Below are 24,639 nucleotides of genomic sequence, written 5' to 3' on the forward strand. Positions count from 1 at the left end.
ATGGCCACCCTGGACAGGTGGCCATTTTTTTCAGTGTCACACGGGAATCAGGCCGCGGCGCAGCGCGTCACCAGGCTCAGGCTGATGCCCATCTCCGTCAGGTGCTGCATGTCGACCAGGGTCAGGTCCATCGGCGCATCGACCGTGTCGTCGCCGTTCAACTCCAGTTGCAGCTCGGCCACGATGCGCGGCATGCTGAACGTGACGCCGCGCGAGCGGCACTCGGCCAAGTAGCTGCGTATGCGCGAAGGCAGCACTTGCGCTTTGGACGCCTGCGCAATGACCACTTCGAAGCCGGAATCGAGATGCACGCGACCTGCCGCGCCCTTCGCCTCACCCTTGCGCCATTGCCGTTCCGGATCCGTGGGCAAGACTTCGAGAATGGATTTGAGCGTGGGATCGTCCCCATGCACAGACAGCTTCACCATATTCATATTGCAAGACTTTCTAGTCAGGATGCCGCCAGGAAGACGGCACCATCATCAGACCGACAAGTCTACGCATGGAAGGCAAATATGTCCATACGGCAATATTTTATATCAAGCACGAATTTGTGCTGCATCAAACAGGCGGAACAAATCTGTTCCGCCTGCAACACACGGTTACAAGGCCACGCCGCGTGCCTGCAAGGCGGCCCGTACGCCGGCGCCGTAGGCAGCATCAGCCTGGTCGAAGTGGCCCAGCTGACGCTGCAAGGTTTCCGGCCGCACCTGGCTCAATGGTCCTGCCAGGTTGTCGAACAGGTTCTGCTTTGCCTGGACGGACATCAGACGGAACAGATTGCCGGCCTGCGTGTAGTCGTCTTCCGTGCCGCGGCCATCATAGCGCGCCGCGCCGCCGTCGAGCGCCAGCGATGGTTCACCATGGCCCAGCCCTTGCGGCTGCGTGCCTGCCGCCGCCACGTTGGCGTAATTCTGCGCCGCACCGCCGTTGTGGATCGCCATGCCGCCGTCGCGCTGCTGGTTGTGGAAGGGGCAGCGGGCCGCATTCACGGGCAGATGCTGGTGGTTGGTGCCAACCCGGTACAGCTGGGCGTCGTGATAGGCGAACAGCCTGCCTTGCAGCATCTTGTCCGGCGAGTATCCCATGCCCGGCACGGCATTGGCCGGCGAAAAGGCCGCCTGCTCGACTTCCGCGTGGTAATTGTCCGGGTTGCGATTCAGCTCGAAAATACCCACCGCCAGCAGCGGGAAGTCCGCGTGCGGCCACACTTTCGTCAGGTCGAACGGGTTCCAGCCCGTGCGCTGCTCCCATGCATCGAGTTGCTCCTGCGTCGCCACTTGCAGCTTGACTTCCCACTGGGGAAAATCACCGCGGTCGATGGCGCCGAACAGGTCGCGCTGGGCGTAGTCGGGGTCGGCACCGGCCAGGCGGCCGGCCTCGGAGGCAGGCAGATTCCTGATGCCCTGGCGTGTCTTGAAGTGCCATTTCACGTACACGCGCTGGCCCTCGGCATTGATCAGGCTATACGTGTGGCTGCCGAAGCCATCCATGTGGCGGTAACCATCCGGCGTGCCGCGGTCCGAGAACAGCATGGTGACCTGGTGCAGGCTTTCCGGCGCATGGCTCCAGAAGTCGAACATCATCTCGGCCGATTTCAGATTGCTTTGCGGATCGCGCTTTTGCGTGTGGACAAAATCGGGGAACTTGATCGGGTCCTTGATGAAGAACATGGGCGTGTTATTGCCGACCAAATCCCAGTTGCCCTCTTCCGTATAAAAACGCACGGCGAAGCCGCGCGGGTCGCGTTCCGTATCGGCACTGCCGCGTTCGCCACCGACGGTGGAAAAGCGCGCGAAGGTGGCCGTCTGCTTGCCCACTTCAGCAAACAATTTGGCCTTGGTGTAACGCGAAATATCGTGCGTGACGGTAAAGGTGCCGTAGGCGCCCGAGCCTTTTGCATGCACCACGCGCTCGGGAATGCGCTCGCGGTTGAAATGCTGGAGTTTTTCGATCAGGTGGAAGTCTTGCAGCAGCAGGGGGCCGCGGGGGCCGGCGCTGATGGAATTCTGGTTGTCGGCGACGGGGATGCCCGAGGCGGTGCTGAATGGCGGCTGTTGACTCATGACTGCTTTTCCTTCGTTGTTGACTGATGGAACCAGTGTAATGAAGTCAACAACAAAGGAAAAGATAATTGATTTTATCGAAGCGATAGATATTTACAATGAACAACCGTGGGCATCGCATACGCCGCCCAGCTGCGCCTGCAACTTCGCCGGCTGGCCCAAAAAGCCGCCGATATCGATCACGGACAGCTTGCCGCTGCCATCGTCGAGCACGAACGTGGGAAAGCCCTGCCCGCCCACCTGCGCCAGCAAGGCGCGGCTGGCGTCGATGTGCCGCTGCGTGGCGGCGCCCGCCTGCCGCGCATACTCGGCCTGGAAGGCGACGCCATCCAGGCCCAGCTCTTGCGCCAGCGCCAGCAGCACGGGCAGGTCGGCGATGCGCAAGCCGTCCATGTAATGGGCGCGCTGCACGCGCTGCAGCATGTCCAGGCCCTTGCCGGCCAGAACTTCAGCCGTCAGGATGGCCGTGATCGGTGGTGCGGAATCCATCATGGCCGTGGTGTCGTTCAGCAAGCCGTTGACATAGGCGTCGCCGAAGGGCTGGCCCGACAGTTGCTCGATGCGCCGGTCATGCGGCAACACATAGCCGCGCCATTCGGGCGTGATCTGGCGGCGATTGCTGCCCGTCATCATGCCGCCGCCGTGGAAGGCCACCGTCAGGCCGGGCACGGCGCGCGCCGCCTCGACCAGCGGCGCGGCGCCGTAGCACCAGCCGCACAGGGGATCGAAAATGTAGTGCAGCGTGGGCATGGCGACCTCCTTGTTGCTGTTTACCATTTCATTTCGCCTTTTGCCACTTTCGCGCTGGTCTCTAAAGCGCCATCGAGACCCAGCTTCGGATAGTGCATTTTCATGGCCTCGATCAGGGCGGCAGAATTGGCGGCCTTGGCCGTTTCAGCTTCGAACGTCACCAGGTAGTCGCGCGTAAAACCGATGCTGTCGGGCGTCAGGGGCGAACCGACCTTGAAGTGGCCGGGCACGACGGTGACCGGTTTCAGCGCGGCAATGCCATCGAGCGTCTTGAGCCAGTCCTGGCGTGATTGCAGGCTTTGCGTATCGGCCGTCCAGACGTGCAAGTTGCCAAACAGCGCCACGCCACCGACGACGGCCTTGATCGAGGGAATCCACACATAGGTGCGCGCTGGCGTCGGCCCGGCGATGTCGAGCGACTGGCCTTCCAGCGTGATGCGCTGGCCTTTCAACGCTTCGGGAATGACGATGCCGTGCGGTGCGTTGTCTTTCAGGATCGGGCCCCAGTAGGCGACCTTGGCGTCAGCCTTGCGGCGGATCTCGGCCACGGTTTCCGGCGTGGCGACGATTTTTGCCTGCGGGAAAGCTGCCTTGATCACGTCGAGGCCAAAGTAAAAATCGGGGTCGCTGTGGCTGATGTACACCGTCGTCAGTTTCTTGCCGCTGGCGCGGATCTTTTCCACCAGCTTTTGCGCTTCGGCGCGCGAAAACTGTGCATCGATCAGCACGGCGTCATGCTTGCCCGCGACCAATACGGAAGCGACGGGGAAGATGGCCGCTTCGCCCGGGTTGAACACTTCCAGGGTCAGGGGGGCGCTGGCGGCGGCCGAGGCGGCGCCGGCGGCAAACAGGGTGGAAACAAGAACGCTGCTGATGGATTTGGAGAACATGATGCGCCTTCACAAGATGATTGGGATGACTGCATCTTACGTTGCTTTATTCGGTAGAAAAACCCGATAAAACGCAATAGTTTGTTGCATATTTCGATGCAATTTAAGATGGAGGGTACGCTACGGTGTATTTTTCCAGCGAGGACGTGCGCAAAAGCCACACCGCCTGCGCCTGCGCAGCAGCATCACAAAATGTGTCACAGCGTCATGAGGATGTCACATTGAATTGTTATCTTGCTAGCTCTTTCAAACCTAGCCGGATGAACCACATGACACGCAGAAAAATTTCCGTCGCTGGCTGCAGCGTCGCCATCACCCTGATGCTGGCCGCCTGCGGCAGCGACGCCAAAAAAGAAGACGTGACGCCAGAAGCACCACCGAAAAACGTCATCTTCTTCCTCGGCGATGGCATGGGCCTGACCACCATGACGGCCGCGCGCATCTACTCGGTAGGCGAAGAGGGTGCACTGACCATGGACACCTTGCCGGAAACGGCCTTCGTCAAGACCTTCTCGAACGATGCGCAAGTCACCGACAGTGCGCCATCGATGGCCGCCTACATGACGGGCATCAAAATGAACAATGAAGTCATTTCCATGTCGGCCAACACGCTCGCCATCGATCCGGGCAAGGATGCCAACGGCAACAAGCTGGTCAACAAATGCGGCACCGGCAACGGCACGCCCGCCACCACCTTGCTGGAACTGGCCAAGGCCAAGGGCTACGCGGCAGGCGTCGTCAGCACGGCGCGCGTGACGCACGCCACGCCGGCGGCGACCTACTCGCACATCTGCCACCGCGACCTGGAAAACGATATCGCCGCAGCGCTCGTACCAGGCGGCACGGGCTACAACAACGCCCTGGGCACCACGGGCCTGGAAGTGGTGCTCGGCGGCGGCGCGCAATTCTTTACGCCATTCAAGAACGGCGGCAAGCGTTCCGACGACCGCGACCTGGTGGCCGAACTGAAAGCGAAGAGCTACACCATCGCCAACAACGCCACCGACTTCAAGGCTGTCGATGCGGCCAAAACGGATCGCCTGTTCGGCGTGTTCACCTCCAGCCACATGAGCTACGACCTGGACCGCGATGCGGCCAAGGAACCTAGCCTGGCGGAAATGACCACCAAGGCCATGGATGTATTGGCCAAGAACAAGAAAGGTTATTTCCTGATGGTCGAAGGCGGCCGCATCGACCATGCGCTGCACGAAACGACGGCCAAGAAGGCCCTGCAAGACACGGTTGCTTTTGACAACGCCATCAAGGCCGCCATCGAAAAAGCCAAGCTCACCGATCCGACCCTGGCCAATACCCTGATCGTCGTCACGGCCGACCATGACCACACCCTGGTGCTGAACGGCTACGCCAAGCGCACGGGCAAGACGGCTGCCGGCAACGCTGGCGTGCTGGGCGTGGTGAAGAACTACGTCACCGGCGCGGTCGAGAAAGACCTGGACGGCGCACCGTACTCGATCATCGGCTTCGGCAATGGCGAAAAACGCACGCAATCGAGCCGCGCCGCCATGGCCAGCCTCGATGACACCGTCACCAGCGCCAATACTTACCATCAGGAAGCGGTGATCCGCACCGCGGTCGGCAATGAAACCCACGGCGGCACCGACGTCTTCCTGGGCGCCATCGGCAAGGGTTCGGAAACCTTCCTGGGCACCATCGACAACACCACAGTATTCGGCCTGGTCAAGACCGCCGGCGGTCTGTAATCCCCAAGAGACAAGAATTGGACAAGCACATGAAACCTGCATCGAAACCCGCCGTACTGAAATCGGCCCTGAAACTCTCCTTGCTGAGCACGCTCGTGGCCGCCAGCGTCGCCAGCGCCTACGCCGCCGACGCCAAGAACGTCATCTTCTTCCTCGGCGACGGCATGGGCCCTTCCGTCGTGACGGCGGCGCGCATCTTCAAGTACAAGGAAGAGGGCAGCCTGAACATGGACAAGCTGGAACGCACGGCGCGCATCAAGACGTTCTCGCACGATGCGCAAACGACGGACAGCGCCCCATCGATGGCCGCCTACATGACCGGCGTCAAGATGAACAATGAAGTCATCTCGATGGCGCAGGAGACCATTGCCAAGGAACCGGGCCGCGACGCCAACGGCAACCTGGGCGTGGACAACTGCCCGGCCGGCGGCAAGAGCGTGCCGACCATCCTGGAACTGGCGAAAGCCAAGGGCAAGGCCGTGGGTGCCATCACCACCACGGAATTGACGCACGCCACGCCGGCGACGACCTTCTCGCATATCTGCAACCGCAATGCGCAATACGCGATCGCCGCGCAAACGGCGCCGGGCGGCGCCGGCTACAACATGGCCCTGGGCGACGGCGTGGACGTGCTGATGGGTGGCGGACGCAACCACTTCACGCCATGGTCCGCCAGCAACAAAGCCGGCCGCGCCGACGGCCGCGACCTGCTGGTCGAATTCGCGGCCAAGGGCTACACCGTGGCCGCCAACAAGGCGGAAATGGCGGCCGCGCCGAGCAACAAGAAATTCATCGGCCTGTACAGCGCGAAGAGCCACCTCGACTATGAACTGGACCGCACCTCGTCCAAGCCATCGCCCGACGGCGCCAACCAGCCTAGCCTGTCGGAAATGACGCTGAAAGCCATCGACCTGCTGTCGAAAAACAGCGCTGGCTACTTCCTGATGGTCGAAGGCGGCCGCATCGACCACGCCTTGCACGGCATCAATGCCAAGCGCGCGCTGGTCGACACCATCGCCTTCGACGACGCCATCAAGGCGGCCATCGACAAGGTCAGGGAAACCGATCCGAAGCTGGAAAATACCCTGATCGTCGTCACGGCCGACCACGACCACACCTTGGCCTTCAACGGCTACGGCAAGCGCGGCAACCCTATCCTCGACATCAACCGCGGCTACAAGGATAACGCGCCAAGCAAGGATGAAGACGGCAATACCTACACCACCCTGGTGTTCGGCAACGGCCCGAACCGCCCTGACCTGCGCACCAACGTCGACAGCGCCACGGCCCTGTCCGACAACTACCTGCAAGAAACAGGCGTGCGCCTGGCCAGTGAAACCCACGGCGGCGGCGACGTCAAGCTGCTGGCCACGGGCGCCGGCGCCAAGGCCTTCAAGGGCACGCTGGACAACACCAAGGTATTTGACTTGCTGAAGGCGGCATTCGGCTTCTGATCTGCATCAACACGGTAACCCCACCGGGGCGGATGGCAGTTTTGCCCTCCGCCCCTCTGCACGATAAAGGCAACACCATGAAATCGACCCTGATCGCCGTCCTCCTGGCCGCCGGCTTTGCCGCCAGCGCGCAAGCCGCTCCTGCAGCCCCTTCCGCTCCCGCCGACCTGGACCTGGGCATCACCTATTACAGCCGCGTGCTGACGCCGGAAGGCGTGACGCGCGAAAGCCGCTACGAAGAAAAAATGCTGCGCCGACCCGGCCACGTGTGGGTCGAGCGCGTGCTGGCGCCAGCGACCGACGCGCATGCCGGCCACAAGCATGGCGAAAATACCAAAGTCGCGCTGAAGGCCACGCAACATGAACACAAGCATTTCAATCCTGTGCTGATACCGCGCCACGTGATGCTGGAAAAGAACACCGTGCGCGTGGAATACATCGATGCGCACGACAAGATCGTCGTCTCCATCCCCAAGGCCGAGTATGAAAACGTGAATTTCGACGGTTCCTGGGAAAACAGTTTTTATCTGCTGGACCCGAAACTGGTCACCGCCATGCCATTGTCGAAACAGGCATCGAACGTGACGGGTGCACGCTGGCGCGAAGTGGAAAAGAATGGCGTGTTCCAGCGCATCCTGTGGGATGAGCAAAAACAGATTCCGCTGGTCATCGAAAGCGGCGACCGCGCGAACACCTTCTATCGCCGGGTCGACGTCAAGCTGCAGCCCACCGTCAGCAAGGCGCAACCGTGGGCGAATCTGCAGAACTACGCGCAGCGCGAGTATTCCGACTACCTGGACTAAGAATCAACTAAAATCGGGACGTAAAAAAGCCAGGGACATCCCTGGCTTTTTTGTGGCTGGCGCCCGATTACTCCGCCGCTGCCGCTTTCTTTGCCGGCGCCTTTTTGGCGGCCGGCTTTTTCACGGCCGCAGCTTTCTTCGCTGGCGCCTTTTTGACGGCTGCCGCTTTCTTGACGGCCGTTTTCTTCGCTGGCGCCGCGCCTTCTTCGCCTTCGACCTCGGTCGCTGCCGCCTTCGGCTTGGCGCCCGGCTTGGCCTTGCGCTCTTCAAACTCGAAGCTCACTTTGCCATCCTTGCCGCGTACGAGGAAAGCCTTGAACGGGCGACGGGTACGCTGCGACACAAAGCCCGGCAGCAAGTCCGTTTTGCCATCGTTGAGCAGTTTTGCCATTTGTTCCGGCAAGATTTCCTGCTGCAAGATGATGCGGCCGCTGCGGAAATCGCACGTCTTCGGCTTGGCCATGCTGTGTTCGCACACATAGGCCAGGCCCATCTCGTACACGCCGGCGTTGCACTTGGGGCAAGGTCCCACGGGCGTCTGGCCCGTGAAATCGACACCTTCACCATCTTCGCTTTCGTCGTTCTGGCCGAAATCGAATTCCAGCTTGAAATTCTTGATCTCTTCATCGCGCACGATGCGCAGGATGGCGGCGAACGGACGGCCCATCTTCGAGCGGAAACCTTGCAGCGGGCCAATGGTGCGGTCCTTCAGCAATTGCTCCACTTCGGCGATTTCGAACTGGCGCGAACCCGGCGTCTTGCTCATCGAGAATTCGCACTTGGTGCAGGCGAAACGACGGTAGTTTTCCTTCACCACGCCGCTGCAATTCGGGCATGGCGTTTCCAGGGTGGCGTAATCACCAGGAATGGTGTCGTTGTCGTATTCCTTGGCGCGCTTGACGATAATTTGCGTCATCTGCGCGATTTCACGCATGAATTCTTCACGCGAAATCTTGCCTTTTTCCATTTGCGACAGCTTGTATTCCCACTCGCCCGTCAGCTCCGGCGCCGTCAATTCATTGACGCCCAGGCCCTTGAGCAACGTCATCAGCTGCGAGGCCTTGGCCGTCGGGATCAGTTCGCGGCCTTCGCGGATCAGGTAGCGTTCCGTCAGCAAGCCCTCGATGGTGGCCGCGCGCGTCGCTGGCGTACCAAGACCCTTGCCGGCCATCGCATCGCGCAGCTCATCGTCGTCGATCAGCTTGCCGGCGCCTTCCATGGCCGACAGCAAAGTCGCCTCCGTGAAGCGCGCGGGCGGCTTGGTGACCAGGCCGTTGGCGTTGACGCTTTCCGTCTGTACTTTCTCACCCTTGGCGACTGGCACCAGGTTGCCGTTGCCGTTGCTTTCCTTATCCGCGTCCGTCGATGCTTCCTTGCCGTAGATGGCCAGCCAGCCCGGATTGGTCATGACCTTGCCTTCAGTCTTGAACTGATGGCCGGACACTTCCGTGTAGCGCGTGGTGACCTGGAATTCCGCAGGCGGGAAGAACACGGCCATGAAGCGGCGCGTGACCAGGTCGTACAATTTTTGTTCCGGTTCGGACAAATTCTTTGGCGCGATCGTCGTCGGAATGATCGCGAAGTGATCCGAGATCTTGGTATTGTCGAAGATGCGCTTGTTCGGCTTGACCCAGCCCTTGTCGATGATCTGCTTGGCGAACTGGTGATAGTTGCTGTTTTCCTTGACCGTTTCCAGCGCCTGCAGCACGGTCGGCATGTAGTCTTCCGGCAGGTGGCGCGAATCGGTACGCGGATACGTCAGCACTTTATGCTTTTCATACAGCGCCTGGGCCAGGCCCAGGGTGTTCTTGGCCGAGAAGCCGAAACGCGAGTTTGCTTCGCGCTGCAAGCTGGTCAGGTCGAACAGGCCCGGCGCCATCGAGGTGGTCGGTTTCGATTCTTCCGTGACGATGCCTTGGCGACCGCGGCAGGCGGTGGCGATCGAGTCGGCAGCCGTCTTGCTCCACAGGCGCTCGGCGCGCTTCTCGGGGTCGTTCTCATCTTTCTTGAACTTCGTGTCGAGCCAGCGGCCTTCATAGATACCGGCCGCGCACACGAATTCGGCACGCACTTCCCAGAAGTCGCGCGGCACGAATTTTTTGATCTTGTCTTCGCGTTCAACCACGATCGAGAGCGTCGGCGTCTGCACACGGCCCACGGTGGTCAGATAGAAGCCGCCTTCTTTCGAATTGAACGCCGTCATGGCACGCGTGCCATTGATACCGATCAACCAATCGGCTTCCGAACGGCAGCGGGCCGCGTCCGCCAGCGGCAACATTTCTTCGTCGCTGCGCAGGTGCGAAAAACCGTCGCGGATGGCGCCCGGCGTCATCGACTGCAGCCACAAACGCTTGACCGGTTGCTTGGCCTTGGCGTTTTGCGCGATCAGGCGGAAAATCAGCTCGCCTTCGCGCCCCGCATCGCATGCATTGATGAGGGTGGTGACGTCTTTGCGTTTGATCAGCTTGTTTAATACTTTGAGGCGCGCTTCCGTCTTGGCGATCGGGTTCAGCGCGAAATACGGTGGAATCATCGGCAAGTGCGCGAAACTCCATTTGCCGCGCTTCACGTCGAATTCTTCCGGTACGGCGATCTCCAGCAAGTGGCCAACCGCCGACGACAGGACGTACTCATCCGATTCAAAGTACTCATCGTGCTTGGTGAAGCCGCCAAGCGTCTTCGCGATATCGTTCGCGACAGAAGGCTTCTCGGCGATGATGAGGGTTTTTGTCATATTTTGTGGTCTCGAAAAATGCTCTAGGATAGTTTCAGCATGCGCATCATACAGTGCATTGCCAGGCACCGACGCTTTTGTCTGCGCAATGCCTTGTGACTTGTGGTCTTGTCAAGCGGCCAATGATAAGCGCCTATTGAAGAATTCGGCAAGTTATCTGCAAGCAAGAATGCGCCAGCGCAAACACAATGGGCTGGCGTGTGCGCCGGTGCAGGGCATCTTAAAGGGGATGGCGCGGCAGCGGCGCCAGGATCGGGCCCAACGGCTGCAGTGGCAGCCGCAAGACAGCATAAAAATGTTCAGGGCAAGGCGCAGCGTCGCAGACAGTACGCCAGTACGGCAAGACGCTGTAACGCCGCCATGGACATTTTTATTAGTGCAATAGGCGGGGAGGCAGGTCTTCGTCGTCTACAAACAGGTCGTCGAACATCAGCGCGTCCGGTTCCTTGCCCTGGCTCCACAGCAGCATGAGCACGATGACTTTCAGCTTGCCCAGCGAAACGGGGGCCTCGTCGAGCGCCAGCGCCCGTTCGATGACGATTTCACGCTGCAGCGGCGAGAGCACCTTGGCGCTTTCCAGGAACTGGATGAAACCGATGGCGGCCGTGCCCAGCACGTCGCTTTCCTGCTTGACATAGAAGCGCGTGCCTGTGGAACTGGCCGTCAGGGTTTGCTCGACACCGGCCATGGCGTTCAAGTCCGTCAGCCAGACAAGCGCTTCGGAAATCTCCACGTCGTCGAAACCGACGGCCGACAGTTTGCGCGCCAGGACTGCCGGCTCGGGGCAGGCGTCGGGGCGATAGTAAGTCTCGTAGAGGTACACCAGGATATCGAACATGGCTCTACTCTATCAGCTAAGTTCGCTGCGACACAAGGGTGCGCACCGACAAAGCACGCCCGTGCGGCAAGGCCGCCACACAAGTGACAAGCTGTCATTTGCAGCGTTGAAACAGTCCTCCCGGCAAGCGTTCAAGCAAGCCCGCCAGCTCCAGCGCCAGCAATTCGCCCATCAGCGCGCCCATGGCCAGGCCGCTGCGCGCGGCCAGGGTATCGGCATCGAGCGGATCGTGCCCCAGTGCGGCCAGCAGGGGCGTCTCGTCTGCCACCACTGGCGGCACAAGGGGAACGCCGCCCAGCCAGTGCAACTCTTGTAGCACGTCATCGGCCGACTCGACCAGCTTGGCGCCCTGCTTGATGAGCGCATGGCAACCCTTGGCCAGGGTGGCATGGATGGAACCGGGCAAGGCATACACATCGCGCCCCTGCTCGCCGGCCAGGCGGGCCGTGATCAGGGAGCCCGATTGCGCGGCCGCCTCGATCACCAGCACGCCGCGCGCCAGACCGCTGATCAGGCGATTGCGACGCGGAAAGTTAGCTGGCATGGCCGGCAAGCCCAGCGCGTACTCGCTGACGATGCAACCTTGTTCGGCAATTCTTTGCGCCAGATCAAGGTTGCGTCGCGGATACACCAAATCGGCGCCCGTGCCGATCACGGCCACGGTGGCGCCCGCACCGCGCAAGCCGCCCTCGTGCGCGTGCGTGTCGATGCCCAGCGCCAGCCCGGAAATGATGGTCAGGCCCGCCGCGCTGAGGGCGTGGGCAAAGGCGGCCGCATTCTGCATGCCTTGCGCGCTGGCATTGCGGCTGCCGATGATGGCCACGCCGGGACGCGACAGCAGTTCCACCCGCCCCCGTACATATAACAATAGCGGCGGATCGGCGATTTCCAGCAGCAGGGGCGGATACGCGGCATCGGCCAGGGTCAGCACGGCATTGCCGGGCCGTTGCAGCCACTGCAGGGTGAGCGCCAGCTGGCTGTTGGCCACCGGCTTGGGCGGCTGCACGATGGCACGCGCCACGCTGACCGGCACCACCTCGCGCAAGGCATCGAACGGCGCGGCAAAGATTTGCGGCGGCAAGCCGAAGCGGGCCAGCAAGGCGCGCGCCGCCACCGGCCCCACGCCGGGCAGATGCTGCAGGCGCAGCCAGCCCGCCAGTTCCGTGGCCGTGTCTGCCGTTGCTGCAATTGCATGCATGACAACCTCACTGTGTACTGTGCCCTCCCATGCTAGCGCCCTGCCAGACACGCGATACCGACGCGCGCAAGGATGCGTGCAATGGCGCTGCAAAACGGCCCCGCATCCACAGCGCCATGGGCGTCTGTGATAAAATTTCCCTTTGCAGCAAACGAATAGCGCACTGGCAAACGCATCTGCCGCGCCGTTGCGCCATACGCGCCCCGCCGTAGCGCATACGAATAAAATAGCCCTGCCATCGTCCGCATGGCCCAGGCATGAATAATCCGGCGCACCGCGCCCACCTTAACCAGTCGAATCCGTATGTCCATATTAAATATCCTGCGTTACCCCGATCCGCGCCTGCACACGATCGCCAAGCCCGTCACCGAATTTGGCGAGCGCCTGCAAACCCTGATCGACGACATGGCCGAAACCATGTACGACGCCCCAGGCGTCGGCCTGGCAGCGTCGCAAGTGGACGCGCATATCCAGATGATGGTGATCGACATCACCGAAGAGAAAAACCAGCTGCAAGTGTTCGTCAACCCGGAAATCACCTGGGCCAGCGAAGAAAAGCAGGTCTACGACGAAGGTTGTTTGTCCGTGCCCGGCGTCTACGATGGCGTCGAGCGTCCGGCCCGCATCAAGGTGCGCGCCCTGGACCGCCACGGCAAGCAGTTCGAGCTGGAAGCCGATGGCTTGCTGGCCGTCTGCATCCAGCATGAGATGGATCATTTGCTGGGCAAGGTATTCGTCGAATACCTGTCGCCACTCAAGCGCAACCGCATCAAGGCCAAGATGATCAAGGAAATCCGTGGTCTCGAGCGCGAAGCGAGTCTGCGCGCTCAGAACCGCCGCTTCTAACACCTGACCAAACCTACTGCGCGTCGCGACTTGCGGCCTGCGATGCTCACTGTGCTCCAGCACAGTTCCGCTTCTCAGCCACAATTCGCTTCCGCTCGCTACGGTTTTGTAAGGTGTTAAAGGAGTTTTTGCAGTACTGCTGATAGACTAAGCAGCAACAGTCGCCGTAACACCATGCCAGCCTGGCGCCTCCGGCGCGGGCCTGCGCACCTCACGTCAAGGAACCATATGAAAGTGATCTTCGCAGGCACGCCTGAATTCGCCGCCACGGCCCTGAAAGACTTGCACGAAGCGGGATTCGACATTCCGCTGGTGCTGACCCAGCCCGACCGCCCGGCCGGACGCGGCATGCAACTGCACGCCTCGGCCGTCAAGCAATATGCGCAACAGCATGGCATCGAGGTGCTGCAGCCCTTGTCCCTGCGCTTGGACAGCAAGGACCCGCAGCGCGCCGCCGAGGCAAAAGCGGCCCACGAGCGCCTGCTGGCCACCGATTACGACGTGATGGTAGTGGCTGCCTACGGCTTGATCTTGCCGCGCAGCACACTCGACATCAAACCCTGCATCAATATCCACGGTTCATTGCTGCCGCGCTGGCGCGGTGCCGCACCGATTCACCGCGCCATCGAGGCCGGCGACGATGAAACGGGCGTGACCATCATGCAGATGGAAGAAGGCCTCGATACGGGCCCCATGCTGGCCATCGAGCGCACGCCCATCGAAGCGGGCGATTCCACCGCCAGCCTGCACGACAAACTGGCCACCCTGGGCGGCAAGATGATCGTCGAGACCCTGCGCAAGATGCAACAGCAGCCGCTGGAAGCCGTGCCGCAGCCGGAAGCGGGCGTCACTTACGCGGCAAAAATCGCCAAGGACGAGGCGGCGCTCGATTTCAGCCAGCCTGCGCTGGAACTGGGCCTGAAAATCCGCGCCTTCAATCCGTTTCCCGGCGCCTGCGGCCAGGTCGATGGCGTCACCATCAAGATCTGGGCCGCCGAGGTACTCGAAGCGGACAGCAAGGAAGCGCCGGGCCAGGTGCTGGCGGCCGATGCCCAGCACGGCATCGTCGTGGCCTGCGGCGATGGCTCCCTGCGCCTGACGGAGCTGCAAAAACCGGGCGGCAAGCGCCTGCCCGCGGCCGAATTCATCAAGGGTTTCCCGCTGGAAGGCAAACGCTTCGTTTAAGAACCTGGCGCCATAAAAAAAGGGCTTGCCGCGGCAAGCCCTTTTTACGTCCAGCCACGGCCTTAGCGGCGCTGCACCTGCATCAAACGTCCGCCCACGGACGACGACAGGCTGACCTCGAAACGTCCGCCGGCCGGCAAGGCGCTGACGTCGACGCTGGCATTTCCACCCGTCAAGCCGCTGGCGACCACCGTCTTGCGGCCATCGGCTGCCACGTGCAGCACGGCCGCATACGGCTCCGCCTGGGCATCCCAAACCAGGGCCAGCTGGCCAGCGCTTTGCGTTACCTCAAAGCTGCCATCGTTGGCGGCCTTGCTGTGGCGCGCCGAACGCTCCAGCCGGGTCAATGGCTTACCATTTGACAATACTTCCACGTCGCTGATATCGCCCGGGTTGGCGAAACTGACGCGGAAGTGGCGCATGGCGCTGCCGCCGTGGTCGGCCACGGTGACCGCATCGAAGGGCAAGTCGATAGTTGCTCCCGATGACGTCAGCACCCGCAGGGTGTACGCCTGGCCGCTGCCGCTGGCCGCTGCGCCCACACGCGTGGACGAGGCAACGGCTGGACGCAAGGCTATACCGGCCGGCGTGATGCTGCCGGAAATGGTCAGGTAGCCATTTTCTGCCACGGACATGCTGGCGGCCAACACATTGCTGCCCGTCATTTGCGTGCTGCGTTTTTCCAGGAATTGCTGCACCCGCGCATAGCTGTAGTCGGAGAACCAGGCGCCGCTGCAATAGCTCATCACGTCCTTCATCGGCGTGGCGCCATAGACGGCCTTGCTCAGCTGGCCGATGCTACCCGCATAGTCGCTGTTATACAGCGGTTGCGGGCCCAGATTGCCATCCGTATACGGGTAGTCGGTCACCGCACCAGCCGGGTTGCCGCAGGCAACGTGCTGCAGCGAGTGATTGTGACCCAGCTCATGCACGAGCGTGGTCAGCCATTCAGGCCAGCCATTGCCGAAGGGATCGAACGCCGCGACACTGATAGCACTGGCGTCCAGGCCGATGGCCGAGGTGCTGTCGCTGCCGCTGCTGCGTCCGTTGATATAGGCCAGGCCGGCGGCACGGGTGACAGACATTTTCGGTACGAAACCATAATAATAGGCGCCGCTGTCTTCCTGCATCCGCTTGCTTTCCAGCTCTCCCAGAGCAGTGCTCCACCAGCTGTCGGCCGTGCTGCTGCCAGGCATGCTCAGCGCAGTGCGCGTGGTGATGCTGATATTTTCCGTCGCATACGGATATACGCGCAGCAGCGCGGCGCGGATATCCTTGGCGTCAGGCAGTTGTGCCACGCCATCATCGGTGCTCAAGGGCACGAGTACCAGACGGATGCGCGCCGCGCTGGAGACGGCCGGCGCCGCGTCCTGGCTCACTTGCACGCCATCATTGCCCACGGCCGTCACGCGTACGCGCACGCCGGGCAAGATCCAGCCTGCAGGCAGGACGGCACTGAAATTGCCGTTGAAACTGTAATCGCTTTTCGCCGTCGGCAAGACCGATGGACCGCTCATGCTGATGCTGCCCAGGTTGCTGCCATTGGCGGCGGTCGCCACCAAGGTCACTGCGGGGCTAGCCTGGCCCACTTGCGTGGCCAACACGGACACGCGCACGGCGGCCTGCTTGCCGCGCGTCAGGCGCAAGGCCGTATTGCTGGCGTTCAGGTTCAGTACCTGCGCGAAATCAATGCTGCCCAAGGTAAAGGCCGACACCGTACCCGCATTGACGGCGATGCGCGCAGCGGCTGACAGCATCACATCGCCCGTTGCCGAGCCTGGTGCAGACAACACCAGCTGGCTGGCATTGGCGCTGACGATAAGGGCTGGCGTTTTGCCCACCGAAGCCGAGCTGACCTGGTCAAGATTGCTGCCCTGCAGCGTCACCGACAAGGTCCCGCTGTTGACAGCCGACGTGATCGACGTCACGACCACGCTCGCCAAGACCTGGTACGTATCGCTGCTGATGGCATCGTTGTAAGGACCGCGCACCGTCAGCGCCCCCGTTGCCGCACCCAGGGGCACCAGCACGGTCACGCTGCCGGCCGTCTGGCTTTGCGGCGTCGCCGCAGCACCATTGCCAAACTGCACCGCCGTCACGGCGCCCATGCCACCGCCCGCGATCGTCACGCTGGAACCGACGCCGCCCATCGCTGGTGCGATGCTGCCCACGCTCAATGGCAGGTACACATTGACGTTATAGCTGGTGGCCGCCGTGCCGCTGGCGCTGACCAGGCTCAAGGCGCCCGATACGGGCACGCCCGGCATGGCCAGGGTCACGCTGGTGTCGCTGGCGGCGCTGGTGGCAAGCGTCACGCCGCCCACCTGGAAGGCCGTCACGCGGCCCAGGTTAGTGCCCGTGACTACCAGGCTGCCACCCACGGCGACGTTCGCCGCCGAAACGGCCGTCACGGCAGGAATCACGACGGGATTGCCCGAGGTGGTCGCCACCACCGTGTCGCCACCACCACCGCCACCGCAGGCGGACAGACCCAACATGACAAACAATGCAACAAGCAAATGGTTTTTCACGGCTGGCCCCCATGCTGATGCAGCGCGATGCCGGAGAGAACACGAGAGAAATGTGACATATTGGTGACTTTTGGTGAGAATTTACTTTCGAGGAACCAATATTATCGGTTAATTCGATTCCTAAAGACAACTATTGCTACTTTTGATTCATTAAAAACAGGCTGATATGGCAAAAATAATGTAAAAATTTTTCCACATCCTGGTCGACATCCATTTCTGCCAATTTTGGCGGAAGAATTAACGTTTTGAGCAAGATTTTCAGGAATGTTATTTTCAGAAACAGGCCAGGCGCAAGGCGATGTGTTGCAAGAAAGCTTGCCGTGGGGCGAACGGCCGCTTTTGCTTAAAACCAAAGCAGCCTGATGCCGTATAATTTTAGACCCGGTGAAATCAGGCGATTGCCACCTTCTGCCCGCCCTACCCGGCTGGCACTCTCCGTCAGCGGATCCTGCTGACCCGCAACCGCCCCGTACCTGTCTTGTCGCCGCGCCGCCGCCCGTTTGCCTATTGAAAGCATGAAATGAACGATACCGTGATCCCCGCCATGTCCCCGACCGAAGCCACCTTGCGCGCCATTCTGGCGCAGCGGATCATGATCCTCGACGGCGCCATGGGCACGATCATCCAGCAATACAAGCTCGACGAAGAAGCGTACCGTGGCGGCCCCGCCGGCCGCTTCATCGATTTTGCCGCGCCGGCCGACAGTGGCGCGCGCGAATTGTTCGTTAAAGGCAACAATGAGCTGCTCACGCTCACCCAGCCGCACATCATCCAGGAAATCCACGAGCGCTACCTGGCGGCCGGCGCGGACCTGATCGAGACGAATACCTTCGGCGCCACGACGATCGCGCAAGACGATTACCACATGGCCCACCTGGCCTATGAAATGAACGTGCAGGCGGCCAAGCTGGCGCGCGCCGCCTGTGACAAGTACTCCACCCCGGACAAACCGCGCTTCGTCGCCGGCGCCCTGGGCCCCACGCCGAAAACGGCATCGATCTCGCCCGACGTGAACGACCCGGCCGCGCGCAACGTCAGTTTCGACCAGCTGGTGGCCGCCTACCTGCAGCAGACGCAGGGCCTGGTGGAAGGCGGCGCCGATGTGCTGCTGGTGGAAACCATTTTCGATACCTTGAACTGCAAGGCGGCCCTGTTCGCCATCGACCTGTTCTACGAGCAAAATCCGACCGTCGTGCGCCTGCCCTTGATGATTTCCGGCACCGTCACGGATGCCTCGGGACGCATTTTGTCGGGCCAGACCGTGCCCGCCTTCTGGAATTCCGTGCGCCATGCGAAACCGCTGACCATCGGCCTGAACTGCGCGCTGGGCGCCGCCCTGATGCGTCCGTACGCGGAAGAGCTGGCCAAGATCGCCGACACCTTTGTCTGCATCTACCCGAACGCGGGCTTGCCCAACCCCATGAGCGATACGGGCTTTGACGAGTTGCCAGCCGACACGTCCGCCCTGCTGCGCGAATTCGCCGACGCAGGCTTTTTGAACATGGCGGGCGGCTGCTGCGGCACCACGCCCGAGCATATCGCCGCCATCGGCGAATTGCTGTCAAAGAACACGCCACGCAGCGTGCCGGCCCCATCGCACGACTTGCGCCTGGCCGGCCTGGAGCCGTTCGTCGTTAACGACGAATCGCTGTTCGTCAACGTGGGCGAGCGCACCAACGTCACGGGCTCGAAGGCGTTCGCGCGCATGATTCTCAACGAGCAATACGACGAGGCGCTCTCCGTGGCACGCCAGCAAGTGGAAAACGGCGCGCAAGTAATCGACATCAACATGGACGAGGCGATGCTCGATTCGCTGGCCGCCATGACGCGCTTCCTGAACCTGATCGCCTCGGAACCCGATATTTCGCGCGTGCCCATCATGGTCGATTCGTCGAAATGGTCGGTCATCGAGGCGGGCTTGAAATGCGTGCAGGGCAAGGCCATCGTCAACTCGATTTCGATGAAGGAAGGCGAGGCAGAATTCCTGCGCCAGGCCAAGCTGTGCCGCCGCTATGGCGCCGCCGTGATCGTCATGGCTTTCGATGAAAAAGGGCAAGCCGATACCTTCGAGCGCAAGATCGAGATTTGCGCGCGCGCATATCACTTGTTGATCGATGCGCTGGACTTCCCGCCGGAAGACATCATTTTCGACCCGAACATCTTTGCCGTCGCCACCGGCATCGAAGAGCACAATAATTACGCCGTCGACTTCATCAACGCCACGCGCTGGATCAAGGAAAACTTGCCGTACGCGAAAATCTCGGGCGGCGTGTCGAACGTGTCGTTCAGTTTCCGCGGCAACGATCCAGCCCGCGAAGCCATCCATACCGTCTTCCTGTACCACGCCATCAAGGCTGGCATGACCATGGGCATCGTCAACGCCGGCATGGTGGGCGTGTATGACAACCTCGACCCGGAATTGCGCGAGCGCGTGGAAGACGTGGTGCTGAATCGCCGCGACGATTCCACCGAGCGCATGATCGAGATCGCCGGCACGCTGAAGGCGGGCGGCAAGGCCGAGGCGCAAACCCTGGCCTGGCGCGAAGGCACGGTGCAGGCACGCCTGTCGCACGCGCTGGTGCACGGCATCACGCAATTCATCGTCGAAGACACGGAAGAAGCGCGCCAGGAACTGCTGCACAATGGCGGCCGCCCAATCCACGTGATCGAGGGCCCGCTGATGGCCGGCATGGACGTGGTCGGCGACCTGTTTGGCCAAGGCAAGATGTTCCTGCCGCAAGTGGTGAAATCGGCGCGCGTGATGAAGCAGGCCGTGGCCCATTTGATTCCCTACATCGAGGAAGAAAAGCTGCTGGAAGAAAAACGCACGGGTATCGTCGCCAAGCCGAAGGGCAAGATCATCATGGCCACCGTGAAAGGCGACGTGCATGACATCGGCAAGAACATCGTCACCGTCGTCCTGCAGTGCAATAACTTCGAAGTGGTCAACATGGGCGTGATGGTGCCCTGCTCGGAAATCCTTGCCCGCGCCAAGGTGGAAAACGCGGACATCATCGGCCTGTCCGGCCTGATCACGCCGTCGCTGGAAGAAATGGCATATGTCGCCAAGGAAATGCAGCGCGACGAACACTTCCGCATGCTGAAGATTCCCCTCTTGATCGGCGGCGCCACCACCAGTCGCGCCCACACGGCGGTGAAAATCGCGCACAACTACGAAGGCCCCGTGATCTACGTGCCGGACGCCTCGCGTTCCGTGTCCGTGGCGCAATCGTTGCTGACGCCGGAACAGCGCGACAAGTATGTGCAAGACATCGAACTCGACTACGCACGCATCCGCGAGCAGCACGCCAACAAGAAGGCGCTGCCCATCCTGCCCCTGGCGCAAGCGCGTGCCAACAAGATGCTCGTGCCCTTCGACGGCGCCTGCACGCCTGTGAAACCGAAGTTCATCGGCCGCCGCGTGTTTAAAAATGTCGACCTGGCCACCCTGGCCAATTACATCGACTGGGGCCCGTTCTTCCAGACCTGGGACCTGGCCGGCCCCTTCCCCGCCATCCTCACCGATGAAGTGGTGGGCGACGCGGCCACCAAGGTCTACGCGGAAGGCCAGGCCCTGCTGAAAAAACTCATCGACGGGCGCTGGCTGACGGCCAATGGCGTCGTGTCATTGCTGCCGGCGAACAGCGTCAATGACGACGATATCGAGGTGTACACGGACGATACGCGCAGTAGCGTGGCGTTTACGTATTACGGCATGCGCCAGCAGGGCGTGAAACCCGTGGTCGACGGCGTGCAGCGGCCGAACCAGTGCCTGGCCGATTTCATTGCGCCGAAGGCGTCGGGCGTGAAGGATTACATCGGCATGTTCGCCGTCACCTCCGGCCTGGGCATCGAGAAATACGAAAAGCGTTTCGAGGATGCGCACGACGATTACTCGTCCATCATGTTGAAGTCCTTGGCGGACCGCCTGGCCGAAGCGTTTGCCGAATACCTGCACGAGCGCGTGCGCAAGGATTTGTGGGGCTATGTGCCGGAAGAGCACTTGAGCAACGACGACATGATCGGCGAAAAATACGTCGGCATCCGCCCCGCGCCCGGCTACCCGGCCTGCCCCGAGCACACGGTCAAGAAAGAGATGTTCGAGGTCATGCAGGCCGAGGACATCGGCATGCAGCTGACGGAATCGTATGCCATGTTCCCCGGCGCGGCCGTCTCCGGCTTCTATTTTGCCCACCCGGAGTCGAAATACTTCGTCGTCGGCAAGATCGGCATGGACCAGGTGGAAGACATGGCCAAGCGCCGCGGCGCCAGCATCGAGGACGTGGAACGCTGGCTGGCACCGAATCTGTCGTAGTGCCATAATATAAGCACAAGGCGCGCGGAACTTATCGCGCGCCGCAGCGCACTAACGCAGTATGCCGGTCGGCATGCTGCATGCCCGCTCCGGCCCGTTCCCTGACTGGCTAAGGAGGATATATGGCAAGCAATTTCAAACTGAAACGCTGGCAAGATCAAGTGATCCTGTTGCTGGGCCTGTGGCTGCTCGTTTCGCCTTGGGCCTTTTCCTATCCCGAGGGCTCACCGCAGATGCTCAATGCCTTTGTCTCGGGCCTGGTGATCGCCATCCTGGCCGCCTTCGACCTGTACAAGACCTATTTCTGGGCCGTCGTCGTCAACCTGCTGGTGGGCGTCTGGGTCGCCGTCTCGCCATGGGTCCTGCGCATCGCCGAACAGCGCGTCGTCATGTGGAACGAGCTGATCGTCGGCATCGCCGTCGTCGTGCTGGCCCTGTGGGAACTGCGCACCGACCCCGAGCTGCACAAGCACTGGCCCGGCGCCGCCGCGTAGCGGCGCAAAAAAGCCCTGCCACGGCTAAGCCGTGCAGGGCTTTTTAAAATACGAACAGCACCGCAGATACGCGACGTCTCAGCACCTGACAAAACCGTAGCGAGCGGAAGGAAGAGGTGGCCGAGAAGCGGAGCCGTACTTTAGTACGGTGAGCATCGCAAGCCGCCTATGCCGACGCGCAGTAGGTTTGGTCAGGTGCCAACTACAGAGCGTAGCGGACTACGTTGTCGCTCCACTCGTAGGCGGCCATTTCCAGCTCCACCAGGTCGTCCGGCGACATGGCCAGGTCGCGCAGGGTCGGCACGATCTCGCCTTCCATGTCTTCGATGCGCTCGATGCATTCGGCCAGGCGCAGCAGGTCGCCGTAGAAGCCTTCGCGCGACAGCAGCGCTTCGGCCACTTCATCGATCACTTCGATCTGGCTGAGGATTTCCGACATCGGCACGCCGAACAGGGTATCCATCAGGGACATGATGCCGACCGTAAAGGCGATATCGGCCGAATGGGAATGGTTCGGGCGCAGTTTATGCGCGAGCAACTCCAGCAAACGGCCGCGCGTGGTGGCCAGCATCAGCAGCGGCGTCATGCTATGGCCGCGCTTGCTTGGCTCCGCGTACAGCATGATTTGCAGCCAGCGCTGCAGTTGGCGGCGGCCCAGCACGGTCACGGCCTGGCTCAGCGAATCGATGCGCTGGCGCGCCCCCACGGCCGGTGTATTCACCAAACGCAACAGGTTCAAAGCCAGCGACACGTCGCGCTTGATGGCGCGCTCGATATCCATGTTGTCGGCATCCGACGTCACCAGAGTCATCAGTTCCATGACGGCCAGTTGCGACGGCGACAGCTTCTTGCCCGTCATGATGGCGGGCTTGGCGAAATAATAACCCTGGAAATAATCGAAGCCCAGGTCCAGGCCTGACTTGAATTCTTCGCGCGTCTCGACCTTTTCCGCCACCAGTTTCTTGTGTTCCCGTTTGAAACGGGGCGCCAGCGCCGCCAGCACTTTCGGGTCGACCGTGCTCATGTCCATCTTGACGTACTGCACCAGCGGCAACAATTCCTGCACTTGTGCCGTATCGGCCACCACGTTTTCCAGCGCGAAAGTAAAACCATGGCCCACCAGTTCACTGATGCGCGCGCGCACTTCCGGCGTGACGGGCATCGATTCGACGATTTCCAGCACGACTTTTTCACGCGGCAGGAAAACAAAGATATCGCTCATGATCACGTCGGCATCGACGTTGACGAAACCGAGCGCGTCGCCGATCACCTTTTCCATCCCCAGTTGGGAAGCGTGGGCGATCACGGACGCCGTGGCGGACAGGTCGCTGGTAATGTTGGCGGGGCCGACCGGAGCGTTGCGGAATAGCAACTCATAGCCGAACAGGGCCTGGTTGCGGTCGAGAATAGGTTGTCGACCCAGATAGAACTCGCGCACGCGCAAGGGTTTCGGGGTGATGTCATTGCTGGAAATATCGATCATTAAGTCTTCATCAATCAGGTCGAGTGACACCGGCCGCGCGGTGCCCGCATCAAGGTTCACTATTGACAATACTTTAGCTGAATTTCGCCCGCGCTGTGGGTATTTTGGCAGCAATCCGGCGTATTGTCGTCAACAAATTAGGCCACTGGCGTGTCTTGCACCATCCCGTCGACAAATAATTTCAATTCACCGGGCGCAAACGCCGTCCACTGCTCATTCGTCGTCAGCGGCTGAGTAACGATCACGGCCACGCGGTCCTGGGGCGTCGTCACCTGGGAAAAGTCCACGCTCAGGTCTTCATCGGAGAGTTTAGCAGTTGGAAACGGATGTTGTCGCACCAGATAGTGCAAGCTGGTCGAGCAATGGGCAAACAGCGCCTCGCCGCTCGACAGCATCATGTTGAAAGTGCCGTGGGCGGCGATGCTGGGCAACAATTCCGCCAGCGCGGCATGCAGTTGCGGCAAGGCCGGCGGAGCATCGCCAAAGCGCGCATGCAATTCCTGCAGCAGATAGCAGAAAGCCAGTTCGCTGTCCGTGCAGCCGACGGGGCGGTAACTGCCCGTCAGCACGGGATGAAATTGCTTCAAATCGCCATTGTGGGCGAACACCCAGTAGCGGCCCCACAGTTCGCGCACGAACGGGTGGCAATTTTCCAGCGCCACCTGGCCTTGCGTGGCCTTGCGGATATGCGCGATGACATTGCGCGACTTGATGGGGTAGCGTTTGATCAGTTCGGCCACGGGCGAGGCGATGGCCGCCTGGTGGTCGACGAAATGGCGCACGCCGGCACCCTCGAAAAAGGCGATGCCCCAGCCGTCGTGGTGGGTATCGGTATGGCCGCCGCGCATGGCGAAGCCGGTAAAACTAAAGACAATGTCCGTGGGGACATTGCAATTCATTCCGAGAAGTTGGCACATGGTCTGTTTGCGGCTGGATAACACGGCCACCATACCATGCCGCCCGGCGGATTGGTATGGTGACGATAGCCACCACCCTAGTGCAACAGGACTGGCTGGCTCATGAGGGAATCGTAGCTGCCCAAAAATTCATCGATCTCTTCCATGCTGGGTTCGCTGGCGATCAATTCCGTGACGTCGCGGCGGAAGTTTTGCGCAAGGATGCCGGCGATAAACGTCTCGCGTTTGCCGCCCTTGTCGACGATTTCATAGCCGCCAAAGCGCAAGGCTTCCAGGTCGACGTCGGCGCCGAATTCCACGACGCTGTATTGTTCGCTGTTATAGATCAGGTTCATTTTGCATCCTTCGCTCAAGCAAGAGAAACTCTTGCGGTTTCAGAACAGAGGTGGGGCTGATACGGCGCCATTTCAAGCG

Annotated in this window: 19 protein-coding genes; 7 read left to right on the plus strand and 12 right to left on the minus strand. The window is 61.2% G+C overall.

Translation table 11 applies throughout. The features are described from left to right. Window positions 1-47: 47 nt before the first annotated feature. The 4 genes from O0882_RS24895 to O0882_RS24910 form a co-directional block, all read right to left on the minus strand. Window positions 48-428 carry a hypothetical protein gene (locus tag O0882_RS24895; RefSeq protein ID WP_289952353.1) on the minus strand — a complete coding sequence of 127 codons (381 nt, stop codon included), beginning with the start codon at window positions 426-428 and terminating at the stop codon, window positions 48-50. A 174-nt stretch (window positions 429-602) separates the two neighbouring features. Then, window positions 603-2,066, minus strand: a complete 1,464-nt coding sequence (locus tag O0882_RS24900; protein ID WP_289952354.1) for a catalase — start codon at window positions 2,064-2,066, stop codon at window positions 603-605. Window positions 2,067-2,159: 93 nt separating this feature from the next. Further along, window positions 2,160-2,816, minus strand: a complete 657-nt coding sequence (locus tag O0882_RS24905) for a DsbA family protein (protein ID WP_289952355.1) — start codon at window positions 2,814-2,816, stop codon at window positions 2,160-2,162. 20 nt (window positions 2,817-2,836) lie between these two features. Then, entirely contained in the window at window positions 2,837-3,706 is an 870-nt protein-coding gene (locus O0882_RS24910) for an MBL fold metallo-hydrolase (protein ID WP_289952356.1), read from the minus strand. A gap of 320 nt (window positions 3,707-4,026) precedes the next feature. Here O0882_RS24910 and O0882_RS24915 point away from each other — a divergent pair, with 320 nt between their 5' ends. The 3 genes from O0882_RS24915 to O0882_RS24925 all read left to right on the plus strand — a co-directional run bounded on the left by O0882_RS24915 (window position 4,027) and on the right by O0882_RS24925 (window position 7,684). Then, window positions 4,027-5,427 (plus strand): alkaline phosphatase, encoded by a 1,401-nt coding sequence (locus O0882_RS24915; protein ID WP_289952438.1) that lies wholly within the window; start codon window positions 4,027-4,029, stop codon window positions 5,425-5,427. A gap of 29 nt (window positions 5,428-5,456) precedes the next feature. Next, entirely contained in the window at window positions 5,457-6,881 is a 1,425-nt protein-coding gene (locus tag O0882_RS24920; RefSeq protein WP_289952357.1) for an alkaline phosphatase, read from the plus strand. Window positions 6,882-6,958: 77 nt separating this feature from the next. Beyond that, window positions 6,959-7,684, plus strand: coding sequence for a hypothetical protein (locus tag O0882_RS24925; RefSeq protein ID WP_289952358.1), 726 nt, complete (start codon window positions 6,959-6,961; stop codon window positions 7,682-7,684). 67 nt (window positions 7,685-7,751) lie between these two features. Here O0882_RS24925 and O0882_RS24930 read toward each other — a convergent pair whose 3' ends face one another. The 4 genes from O0882_RS24930 to O0882_RS24945 form a co-directional block, all read right to left on the minus strand. Then, entirely contained in the window at window positions 7,752-10,418 is a 2,667-nt protein-coding gene (locus tag O0882_RS24930; protein ID WP_289952359.1) for a DNA topoisomerase III, read from the minus strand. 373 nt (window positions 10,419-10,791) lie between these two features. Continuing rightward, on the minus strand, window positions 10,792-11,256 hold the full coding sequence (locus tag O0882_RS24935) for a DUF494 domain-containing protein (RefSeq protein WP_096233791.1): 465 nt from the start codon (window positions 11,254-11,256) through the stop codon (window positions 10,792-10,794). Window positions 11,257-11,350: 94 nt separating this feature from the next. Continuing rightward, window positions 11,351-12,454: a DNA-processing protein DprA gene (dprA, locus tag O0882_RS24940; protein ID WP_289952360.1), complete on the minus strand. Its 1,104-nt coding sequence runs from the start codon at window positions 12,452-12,454 to the stop codon at window positions 11,351-11,353. Window positions 12,455-12,486: 32 nt separating this feature from the next. After that, window positions 12,487-12,765 (minus strand): hypothetical protein, encoded by a 279-nt coding sequence (locus O0882_RS24945; protein ID WP_289952361.1) that lies wholly within the window; start codon window positions 12,763-12,765, stop codon window positions 12,487-12,489. Here O0882_RS24945 and def point away from each other — a divergent pair. Both def and fmt read left to right on the plus strand, forming a co-directional pair. Continuing rightward, window positions 12,758-13,300, plus strand: a complete 543-nt coding sequence (gene def, locus O0882_RS24950) for a peptide deformylase (protein ID WP_289952362.1) — start codon at window positions 12,758-12,760, stop codon at window positions 13,298-13,300. The genes O0882_RS24945 and def overlap by 8 nt on opposite strands. A 228-nt stretch (window positions 13,301-13,528) precedes the next feature. Beyond that, entirely contained in the window at window positions 13,529-14,485 is a 957-nt protein-coding gene (gene fmt, locus O0882_RS24955) for a methionyl-tRNA formyltransferase (RefSeq protein ID WP_289952363.1), read from the plus strand. 62 nt (window positions 14,486-14,547) lie between these two features. Here the strand turns inward: fmt and O0882_RS24960 are convergent, their stop codons facing one another. Next, entirely contained in the window at window positions 14,548-16,983 is a 2,436-nt protein-coding gene (locus O0882_RS24960; RefSeq protein ID WP_289952364.1) for a hypothetical protein, read from the minus strand. Window positions 16,984-17,536: 553 nt separating this feature from the next. Here O0882_RS24960 and metH point away from each other — a divergent pair. Together metH and O0882_RS24970 are read left to right on the plus strand one after the other, a co-directional pair. Then, window positions 17,537-21,331 carry a methionine synthase gene (gene metH, locus O0882_RS24965; RefSeq protein ID WP_289952365.1) on the plus strand — a complete coding sequence of 1,265 codons (3,795 nt, stop codon included), beginning with the start codon at window positions 17,537-17,539 and terminating at the stop codon, window positions 21,329-21,331. Window positions 21,332-21,453: 122 nt separating this feature from the next. Next, window positions 21,454-21,825 carry an SPW repeat protein gene (locus O0882_RS24970; protein ID WP_289952366.1) on the plus strand — a complete coding sequence of 124 codons (372 nt, stop codon included), beginning with the start codon at window positions 21,454-21,456 and terminating at the stop codon, window positions 21,823-21,825. 202 nt (window positions 21,826-22,027) lie between these two features. On the opposite strand, the gene O0882_RS24975 is transcribed toward O0882_RS24970, so the two are convergent. The 3 genes from O0882_RS24975 to O0882_RS24985 form a co-directional block, all read right to left on the minus strand. After that, window positions 22,028-23,308, minus strand: a complete 1,281-nt coding sequence (locus tag O0882_RS24975) for an EAL domain-containing protein (protein ID WP_289952367.1) — start codon at window positions 23,306-23,308, stop codon at window positions 22,028-22,030. Between the two features lie 137 nt (window positions 23,309-23,445). Beyond that, window positions 23,446-24,225 (minus strand): class II glutamine amidotransferase, encoded by a 780-nt coding sequence (locus O0882_RS24980; protein ID WP_289952368.1) that lies wholly within the window; start codon window positions 24,223-24,225, stop codon window positions 23,446-23,448. Between the two features lie 77 nt (window positions 24,226-24,302). Beyond that, the gene (locus tag O0882_RS24985) at window positions 24,303-24,560 is read right to left on the minus strand and encodes a DUF3567 domain-containing protein (RefSeq protein WP_071079509.1); all 258 of its coding nucleotides are present in this window, start codon (window positions 24,558-24,560) and stop codon (window positions 24,303-24,305) included. Between the last annotated feature and the right edge of the window lie 79 nt (window positions 24,561-24,639).

The organism is Janthinobacterium sp. SUN073 (assembly GCF_030397665.1).
Classification (GTDB): domain Bacteria; phylum Pseudomonadota; class Gammaproteobacteria; order Burkholderiales; family Burkholderiaceae_D; genus Janthinobacterium.